Source organism: Gracilibacillus thailandensis, from assembly GCF_010994055.1.
In the GTDB taxonomy this organism is placed as follows: Bacteria; Bacillota; Bacilli; order Bacillales; family Amphibacillaceae; genus Gracilibacillus; species Gracilibacillus lacisalsi.
The window spans coordinates 1-8,835 of record NZ_WJID01000108.1; the positions used below are offsets into that span (position 1 = coordinate 1).

Consider the following 8,835-nt stretch of genomic DNA (forward strand, 5'->3'; position numbering starts at 1 on the left):
ATCCCACAGGAGTCGAAGTGGACGCCTACGCTAAATAACCATCTACATTTTTTTTACGTACGGACATTAAGTCTTTTTTTACATTGTATAAAATCTCAAAAAGTTTGCTGTCACTTACGTTGTAGAGCTGCTTTATAGCGGAGGCCGCCCGCTTCGACTCCTGTGGGATCAGCGTGATCTTCTTTACAAAAGTTAGCTGAAGGTAAACCCCCACGGAAAGGGAAGCGGGCAGCCGGAGCGATGCTTTTCGTCTACATATCATTTCAAAATGACCACCTATGATACAAAAACACTATCATGCCGCGTTTTCCTACCTGATAAGAAAAACCGGCAACCCCTGCCGGTCCATTATTACTTTGATAGTAATGATGAAATATTAGAAACTTGACCACCACTGCGGCTGCTTGGATTATTATTTCATAAAAGTGCTAAAATAAAGCATTGAAATCTATAAAAAAGTAAAAAGGTATACCTCCTTCGATTAATTATCGAAAAAGAGGTATACCTTCTTATTCGTCATCTATGGATTGTTCGTTGGCTGCACTGTGGGCTAACCTAGATGAGGCAGCAGCTGCGATTGCACCCACGATGTCATCTAAAAAGGTGTGACAACCTTGAGATTTATCGTTTAATTTCTCAAGAATTCCAGGTTTTTGTTTGTCGATGTATCCATAATTCGTGAATCCGATCGAACCATAGACATTAACGATCGACAATGCAATCACTTCATCAATACCATACAAACTTTCATCTGTTTCCAATATTTCCTGGAGAGGAGACTCTAATTTATTTTCTTCTGCTAAAACATCAAGTTGAATACCGGTTATGATGGCATTTTGCACTTCACGTTTCATTAATACCTTGTCTACATTTTCGTAACAATGCTCTAACGTTAATTCATCCTGATATTTATTCTGTAAAAAATAAACTAATTCTGCAATATCCTCTAAGGTGACACCTCGATCTTTTAACCATTGCCTTGCTTTCTGTTCTAATTCTGTCTGTTTTCGTACATTTGCCATACTTGATCACATCCTATATTCATCATTTTCATTTCATGGTATACATATAGTTTATTATATAGACATTAAAGGGGGAAATACAGTGCATCCTATATTCTTACACTACCCAATTCAGGTGCCTACTAAACAAGTCTCAGACAAACCGTATTTAACTTTTGCAGATCAGTCGTATTATTATTTTATTATACCTACATCGATAACAGAACGATTTGCTCTTGAGTTATATACGATTGCAACGCATTATCATCAACAAGGCTGGACAAATGTTACTTGTCCAATTCCAAATGTACACAATCAATTTCTTACGTCGATTGGTAAGGAGAAGTATTTGCTATGTTATGCGATATATAACGATGATCAACGGGAAGAAGCCACTAAACTATCTGGTTTTCATCAAACTGGATTTGGCTATCCATATCAGCCAAGTACGATGAACAGCTATGGAAGATGGAAAGAGTTATGGATTACCAAGATAGATCAATATGAGGCACTTTATAAACAATTATATCAACAACGACCAGCATCTCCCTTTATCCGCGGATTTGTCAACATGTTTCCCTATATCGTTGGTTTGGCAGAAAATGCAATTCAATATATGCATATTGTCGAACAAGAATCACAATTTAATGAAAGTGATCAGCCTTCGATTACTTTCGGACGTTATCAAAGTGATATGAGTGAAGTATTTATTTGGAGTAATCGCTTTGTTTATGATCATCCTGTTCGTGACATGGCGGAGAAGTTAAGGAAGTACATGCTAACGCCGAATGGACTATCTTCTCAGGAATGTCAGCAATTCTTGCAACGATATGTATCTAACATACCAATATCAGCATTCGGATGGAAACTATTATATGCTCGATTGATTTTTCCTATTCATTTATTGGATTCCATGGATCAAATCCGCCAAACTGCTAATCATCATTTGGATATTGAAGAATTGGTCGAAAATCAATCTGTTTATGAAGAAAATTTGCGGACATTTTTTTATCAAATCGGAATTGATCAAAGAGAAATAAATAGTATACAATTAGATTGGTTGTTAGATGTGTAGAAGATAGTTATCAATGCATCTCCATTGGCAAAGATGGAGGTGTATATTTTTTTAATTTTTAGACGATTGTGCCTTGATAAAGATCGGATTCACATGTATAATGTCCACTATATATAAACAGATGTACACGTAACGTAAACAAAGGGAGGACGTCTAGATGGATCAAGTTAATGTTGGTTTATGTGGGCTTGGGACAGTCGGAACAGGGGTTGTTAAGCTGTTACAAAGCCATGCTGATGAAATAAAATATAAAGTTGGTAGTGAAATTCAAATAAAAAAAATTCTGGTTAATGATACGAAAAAGAAACGAGATGTTATCATTCAACCAGAGTGGCTAACCGATAATCCAGAGGAATTAGTTAATAACCCGGAGCTCGATATTATAATCGAAGTGATGGGTGGAATTGAAGATACTAACCTTTTGTTAGAAAAAGCAATCCGTAATAAAAAACATATTGTTACAGCTAACAAAGATTTAATGGCGGTCCACGGTCAGAAATTATTACGATTAGCCAAAGAAAATAATTGTGATATTTTATACGATGCTAGTGTTGCTGGTGGTATCCCGATTATTCGCTCCTTAACCGAAGGACTTGCATCTGATCGTATTCAAAAAATTATGGGGATTGTTAATGGGACGACTAACTATATTCTCACCAAAATGACCGACGATGAATTAGCATTTGAACCCGTTTTAAAAGAGGCACAAGCGCTTGGTTTTGCCGAAGCAGATCCTACGTCAGATGTGGACGGATTAGATGCTGCGCGAAAAATGACCCTGCTTGCGAACCTAGCATTTAAAATGGAAATTGGCTTAGACGATGTAGAAGTATCCGGAATTCGAACAATTTCACAAGAAGATATTACTTTTGCGACAAGTTTAGGGTATACTATTAAATTAATAGGGATTGCATCGATCCATAATGGAAAAGTAGAAGTAAGTGTTGAGCCAACACTTTTACCGAAAGATCATCCGTTAGCATTAGTAAAAAATGAATTTAATGCCGTATATGTCTATGGTGAAGCAGTAGGGGAAACGATGTTCTACGGACCAGGTGCAGGAAGTATGCCAACTGCAACAGCGGTTGTTTCCGATTTAATGGATGTAGTGAAAAATATCCGCCTTGGTATTACCGGAAATGAGTATGTCATTCCTCAATATGAAAAACAATTAAAAGAAAATGATGAAAAGTATATGCAATATTTCATTCGTATGGAAGTAGATGATGAAGCTGGTACTTTCCAAAACATAACAAACGTGTTCACCAATGAAAAAGTGAGCTTCCAAAAGATCTTGCAATTACCTTCTGACAAAGAAAAAATGGCGGAAATTGTAATGGTTACGCACAAAATCAGTAAACAGCAATTATTAAATAGTAGAGAAAATCTAAAAGGATTAGACGTTGTTAATGAAATAATCAGTTGTTATCGCGTCGATGGGGAGGATTAATGACTATGGCATGGCAAGGACTGTTGAAAGAGTATCAAGAATTATTACCAATTACTGAAAAAACTCCAATGTTAACTTTATATGAAGGGAATACACCTTTATACAAATTAGAAACATTATCTGAAAAATATGGGATAAATGCATATGCAAAATTCGACGGCTTAAACCCAACAGGTTCATTCAAAGACCGTGGTATGGTGATGGCTATGGCAAAAGCTGTAGAAGAGGGGGCAAAAGCAGTTATCTGTGCTTCTACCGGTAATACATCAGCATCTGCTGCTGCCTTTGCTGCCAGAGCTGGTTTGAAATGTATCGTAGTTATTCCAGATGGAAAAATAGCACAAGGTAAACTAGCACAAGCAGTTATGTATGGCGCTGAAATTTATGCTATTGATGGTAATTTTGACGATGCATTGCGCTATGTACGTAAATTAGCAGAATCAGGTGAAGTGGCTTTAGTGAACTCTGTTAATCCTTACCGTATCGAAGGTCAAAAAACCGCAGCATTTGAAGTTTGTGATGAACTAGGTAAAGCACCTGAGTACTTATTCATTCCTGTAGGTAATGCCGGAAACATCACGGCATATTGGAAAGGATTTAAAGAATATAATGACAAGAAACAAACAGGTTTACCGAAAATGATGGGGTTTGAAGCAAGTGGTGCAGCAGCGATTGTGCATAATCGCGTATTCGAAAACCCTGAAACAGTAGGTACAGCTATTCGCATCGGTAATCCTGCAAGCTGGCAAGGTGCGGTAAACGCTCGTGATGAATCAAATGGTCAGATCGATGAAATTACGGATGAAGAAATGATTGAAGCATACCAATGGATTGCCCAAAATGAAGGAGTATTTGCTGAACCTGCATCTTGCGCATCTGTGGCAGGTTTACTGAAGAAGTTAAAAGAAGGTAAAGTAGAAAAAGGATCAACAGTTGTTACAGTTTTAACTGGTAATGGCTTAAAAGACCCAGACACAGCAATCAATTATAGTGAAGTAAAACCGACTGTCTTGCCTAATGAGGAAGAAGTGATCATCAATGAAATTTTAGGTAGTGTCAAGGCATGAGTTGGTCGATAAAAGTACCATCGAGTACATCTAACTTGGGAGCAGGTTTTGATTCGATTGGTTTGGCATTGAACTTATATTTAGAATTACATGTAACAGAAGCAGATCAATGGGAATTTATAGCTAGTTCTGCCTGTTTGGAAGGAATTCCAACAGGTAAAAACAATTTAGTCTATGAGATTGCGGAACAAGTGGCGACCCAATACGGCCGACCGGATCAAATGCCTGCCTGCCGTGTTGAGATGAAGAGTGAGATTCCCCTTGCAAGAGGATTAGGAAGCAGTGCAACAGCTATAATTGCTGGAATAGAATTAGCCAATATTTTATTGGATTTACAATTAACTGATGATGATAAACTTCAAATTGCGACAGATATTGAAGGGCATCCGGACAATGTAGCGCCATCTCTTTTAGGAGGCTGTGTGGTTGGTCATTACGATGGTAAAGTGTCTTACACTCAAATTCCAGTAAAAGGTGTTACTTTTGTAGCGGTGATTCCAAGTTTTGAATTAAAAACAAAGGATGCTCGTGCTGTATTACCAGATCAATTTACATTTAAAGAAAGTGTGCAAGCCAGCAGTGTAGCGAATGTAAGTGTAGCGGCTATTTGCCAAGGCGATTGGGAAACATTAGGTGAGATGATGGAAAAAGATCCTTTTCATCAGCCATATCGAAAAGCATTAATTGCTCACTATGATGAGCTTTACAGCTATTTAAATGAAGGAGCTTATGGTGTTTTTCTAAGTGGAGCAGGTCCGACGATGATTGCAGTGGTGGATGATAAAAAAGTATTTTCTCTCGTCAAAAAGTGGAAAGCAGAATACCCAGAATATCAATGGCTCCCGCTACAAGTAGAAAACACCGGATCGTTCGTTGAACAAATTCGTGAAGAAATTAAAAAATAACAATAGAGATTACTTATTGATAAGAGATAAACTTCTTAAAACAGGTTTATCTCTCTTTTTTAATGGAATATGCTCATGGACCAAAATTATTTGGAAGGACAAGGATTCTTTAAAATGGAAATAAAAAAATGGAAACGACTCTCACGTAAGACTCGTTTCCATTTTTATAATGTACAATTAAAATACTTGTTCAATTTCAGTTACTCCAGGTACTTCTGCCATTAGTGCGCGTTCAATACCTGCTTTCAAAGTAATGGTTGAGCTTGGGCAGTTACCACATGCGCCCATCAAACGTAAACGAACGATACCATCTTCCACATCGACTAATTCGACATCGCCACCATCACGTAATAAAAATGGACGTAATTTATTTAATACTTCCTGTACTTGAGCTGATTGTTCTTCCATGAATGGAAACTCTCCTTTCCTTACTACTACTCTATTATAAAGGTTGTTTGTTTATAAAGCTATGGTATATGTCACATGAATGATAAACATTTTCAATATCATTTTATCTGTTATTCATTTATTTGTAAATAAAAGTGTGTTAAAAATATATTAGGCAGATGAACCTTAAGATATACTGAAGGTGTGATATAATGATGATAAGAATCAGAGTTGGATTTTGTGTAAAAAACCTTGCCAAAGGTACTGAGCAAGTCCGACAACAATTATTAAAAGATCCTGATATAGATGTAGTAGAATATGGTTGTACAAGTTATTGTGGTATTTGTCGCTTATACCATAAAGCAATTGTGAATGGAAAACCAATCACTGCAGATACTCCAGAGCAATTATTAGATAATATTAACGATTATATCGATAATGAGCTAATGGACCAGTTATAAAAAAGGAGATAAAGAAATGAATATACCTTTTACCAAAATGCATGGACTGGGAAACAGTTACATTTTTATCAATGTATTTGACTTTCCACTACAAGAAAATATTCTGGCCGATTTGGCAATAGCTGTTGCAGATAAAGATACAGGAATTGGATCTGATGGTTTAATATTAATACATCCTACTGATAAAGCCGATGTTGGTATGCGCATTTTTAACAAAGATGGTTCAGAAGGAAAAAACTGTGGCAACGGTTTGCGTTGTGTAGCAAAGTATGCTTATGAACATCAATTAGTAGACGAAAAACAATTTACAATCGAAACAAAAGCAGGAAATGTTAGTGCAGAAGTACACGGAGACCGATCACAAGTAAAGGAAGTAACCGTTGATATGGGTGTGCCGATATTAAAACGATCGGAAATTCCTATGTTAGGTGTGGACCAGGACCAGGTTGTAGCTGAGCCATTTGAAGTTCAAGACGAAAAACTGGAAGTTACCACAGTTTCGATGGGGAATCCGCATGCTGTTTTTTTCGTGGATGATATAAATGAAGCACCTTTAACAACTTTGGGACCAATTATTGAAAAAGATCAACGATTTCCTGAAAGTGTCAATGTTGAGTTTATTGAGCAAGTGAATGACAAGAAAATTCATTTTCGAGTATGGGAACGCGGATCAGGTGTGACACAGGCATGTGGTACTGGAGCTTGTGCTTCGGTCGTAGCAGCGATTTTAAATGGTAAATTAGAAAAAGGAAAAGAGATAACCGTTCATTTAGCTGGAGGGGATTTATATATTACTTGGGCAGCAGATGACCATGTCTGGATGCGCGGCAAAGCAGAAACAACGATTGAAGGAACATTTTTCATGGAGTAAATCCAAAACAAAAATATTGAATTACAATGCTTGAGTTTGTATACTTGATCATACAATAAGTATTACAAGTACTTAGAAAAAGGAGTTTTTTTTCTATGGTTATTAATATTACGGATAACGCAAGACATCAAATAGAAGAAATGATGAAAGAAGAAGATTCTGAAACAGTACGTTTACGTTTTGGCGTCAAAGGTGGCGGATGTAGTGGTCTTTCTTATTCACTAGGATTTGATTATGATGTGAATGAAGAATTAGATCATACGGAGGAATCAAATGGTATCCCATTAACAATCAAGAAGTTTGATATTGATGTGATTGAAGGAACAACCATCGATTTTAAACAGAACATGATGGGTGGCGGATTCACGATCGATAATCCGAATGCCATTGTTTCTTGTGGTTGTGGCTCATCGTTTAAAGCGAAGGAACGAGCAGGTACGCCAGAAAATTGTTAATCAAGTATTAGCTGATCGTTCATACTACTTTGTGAATTGAGAAAAACATAGAGAAACCCTCGACAACTTTTTGGTGTCGGGGGTTTAATTTTGGGGTTATGCTGGCGAAAATTATTTATTAGCCTTTTCTTTCGACTCCTTGTTTTTCCCCGGTATCATAAAATTTAGTGGTTTCCAACTGTTTTCTATCTTTTCTACAATATGATAGGTTCGCTCAAATAAAATCGAACGAAGATTATCTAGCTGTCTAAATGTTTTTTCTAGCAAGGCTTCTTGATTTTCAAAACTGTCTAGCACTTTATCTTGTTTTTCATCCTGTTTAGAAATTTGCTCTGCCATTTGTTGATGTAACATATGCATTTCATTAATCTGAGAACTAAGCTGCTCCGAGGATGACTTATAGTCCGAAAGTTGACTTATGATTTCTTGATTGGACTGACTAACTTGATTTAATTTGTCTTCGATATACTCCTGTTTTACATCTTTTTCATCTTGCACTAAACGTATGATTTCTTGATTTTTCTCATCTAGCACTTGTAACCACTTCCTCACTTCCAGTTCAAATTTGTCATGGTTTGCCGTTTTGTTATATAAATGTTCTAGTCTGCTGCTAAGTTCCTTCCATTTTCTAAATCCCGTAAACTCGTTTTGCTGATGCCTTCGTTTAATATCTTTTACTTCTTTAGTTAAGGACTCATTAAAGTTTTTCTGAGCTTGAATTATTTCAGCAAAGTAATCTGTTTTAAAATAACTTTGATTTGAGATATCTTCAATCTCTTCTTTATGTTGAAATACACCTTGATGTTCAGATTGATTAATAAATAGTCCCATAAATAACATCACCTCAAGCATTTTTTTATCATTATATGCTAAAGCATAGAAATAGATAATGGACCTAGGTGATGTGGAGATAAGGAGTTGCCATTTTGAAAGTTAGATAGTGCAAGGCAACCGCTACGGCTGACCGTTTCACTTTCCAAGGGGCATGCTCTTCAGCTAACGCTAAAGGAGTCGAAACGGTCGTCTTCGCTATTCTTGTTCTACAACGAATAATAGAAAAAGCATATTGGGTTTTATTAACCTTATTAGTAATTTCAAATGCCATACCTTGCATTTTCAAAGGGATAACAACTCAAATTGCCTGATCTGACAAATGTTGTAGC

Annotated in this window: 10 protein-coding genes; 7 read left to right on the forward strand and 3 right to left on the reverse strand. The window is 36.6% G+C overall.

Translation table 11 applies throughout. The features are described from left to right. Positions 1–509: 509 nt before the first annotated feature. The gene (locus GH715_RS20500) at positions 510–1,022 is read right to left on the reverse strand and encodes a phosphatidylglycerophosphatase A family protein (protein ID WP_018930826.1); all 513 of its coding nucleotides are present in this window, start codon (positions 1,020–1,022) and stop codon (positions 510–512) included. 82 nt (positions 1,023–1,104) lie between these two features. On the opposite strand from GH715_RS20500, the gene GH715_RS20505 reads away from it, so the two are divergent. From GH715_RS20505 to thrB, 4 genes are all read left to right on the forward strand, one after another. After that, complete coding sequence (locus GH715_RS20505; RefSeq protein WP_163578811.1) at positions 1,105–2,076, forward strand: protein kinase family protein; 972 nt, start codon at positions 1,105–1,107, stop codon at positions 2,074–2,076. Positions 2,077–2,233: 157 nt separating this feature from the next. Next, positions 2,234–3,526: a homoserine dehydrogenase gene (locus tag GH715_RS20510; RefSeq protein ID WP_153837133.1), complete on the forward strand. Its 1,293-nt coding sequence runs from the start codon at positions 2,234–2,236 to the stop codon at positions 3,524–3,526. A 5-nt stretch (positions 3,527–3,531) separates the two neighbouring features. Beyond that, complete coding sequence (gene thrC / locus GH715_RS20515) at positions 3,532–4,593, forward strand: threonine synthase (RefSeq protein ID WP_153837132.1); 1,062 nt, start codon at positions 3,532–3,534, stop codon at positions 4,591–4,593. Further along, positions 4,590–5,498, forward strand: a complete 909-nt coding sequence (gene thrB, locus GH715_RS20520; RefSeq protein WP_153837131.1) for a homoserine kinase — start codon at positions 4,590–4,592, stop codon at positions 5,496–5,498. The genes thrC and thrB overlap by 4 nt, the downstream gene beginning before the upstream one ends. A 177-nt stretch (positions 5,499–5,675) precedes the next feature. Here thrB and GH715_RS20525 read toward each other — a convergent pair whose 3' ends face one another. Further along, a complete protein-coding gene (locus GH715_RS20525) occupies positions 5,676–5,906 on the reverse strand; it encodes a NifU family protein (RefSeq protein WP_018930821.1) in 231 nt (76 codons plus the stop codon). A gap of 194 nt (positions 5,907–6,100) precedes the next feature. On the opposite strand from GH715_RS20525, the gene GH715_RS20530 reads away from it, so the two are divergent. From GH715_RS20530 to GH715_RS20540, 3 genes are all read left to right on the forward strand, one after another. Next, positions 6,101–6,346, forward strand: a complete 246-nt coding sequence (locus GH715_RS20530; protein WP_338029428.1) for a DUF1450 domain-containing protein — start codon at positions 6,101–6,103, stop codon at positions 6,344–6,346. A gap of 16 nt (positions 6,347–6,362) precedes the next feature. Continuing rightward, a complete protein-coding gene (dapF, locus tag GH715_RS20535) occupies positions 6,363–7,217 on the forward strand; it encodes a diaminopimelate epimerase (RefSeq protein WP_153837129.1) in 855 nt (284 codons plus the stop codon). A gap of 95 nt (positions 7,218–7,312) precedes the next feature. Continuing rightward, the gene (locus GH715_RS20540) at positions 7,313–7,672 is read left to right on the forward strand and encodes a HesB/IscA family protein (protein WP_018930818.1); all 360 of its coding nucleotides are present in this window, start codon (positions 7,313–7,315) and stop codon (positions 7,670–7,672) included. Positions 7,673–7,783: 111 nt separating this feature from the next. Here GH715_RS20540 and GH715_RS20545 read toward each other — a convergent pair whose 3' ends face one another. Beyond that, a complete protein-coding gene (locus GH715_RS20545; RefSeq protein ID WP_153837128.1) occupies positions 7,784–8,503 on the reverse strand; it encodes a hypothetical protein in 720 nt (239 codons plus the stop codon). Positions 8,504–8,835 lie beyond the last annotated feature (332 nt).

Coding starts and splice junctions, on each gene's coding strand:
- GH715_RS20500 (WP_018930826.1), bottom strand. CDS start 1,022: ATGGCAAATGTACGAAAACAGACAGAATTAGAACAGAAAGCAAGGCAA.
- GH715_RS20510 (WP_153837133.1), top strand. CDS start 2,234: ATGGATCAAGTTAATGTTGGTTTATGTGGGCTTGGGACAGTCGGAACA.
- thrC (WP_153837132.1), top strand. CDS start 3,532: ATGGCATGGCAAGGACTGTTGAAAGAGTATCAAGAATTATTACCAATT.
- thrB (WP_153837131.1), top strand. CDS start 4,590: ATGAGTTGGTCGATAAAAGTACCATCGAGTACATCTAACTTGGGAGCA.
- GH715_RS20525 (WP_018930821.1), bottom strand. CDS start 5,906: ATGGAAGAACAATCAGCTCAAGTACAGGAAGTATTAAATAAATTACGT.
- GH715_RS20530 (WP_338029428.1), top strand. CDS start 6,101: ATGATAAGAATCAGAGTTGGATTTTGTGTAAAAAACCTTGCCAAAGGT.
- dapF (WP_153837129.1), top strand. CDS start 6,363: ATGAATATACCTTTTACCAAAATGCATGGACTGGGAAACAGTTACATT.
- GH715_RS20540 (WP_018930818.1), top strand. CDS start 7,313: ATGGTTATTAATATTACGGATAACGCAAGACATCAAATAGAAGAAATG.
- GH715_RS20545 (WP_153837128.1), bottom strand. CDS start 8,503: ATGGGACTATTTATTAATCAATCTGAACATCAAGGTGTATTTCAACAT.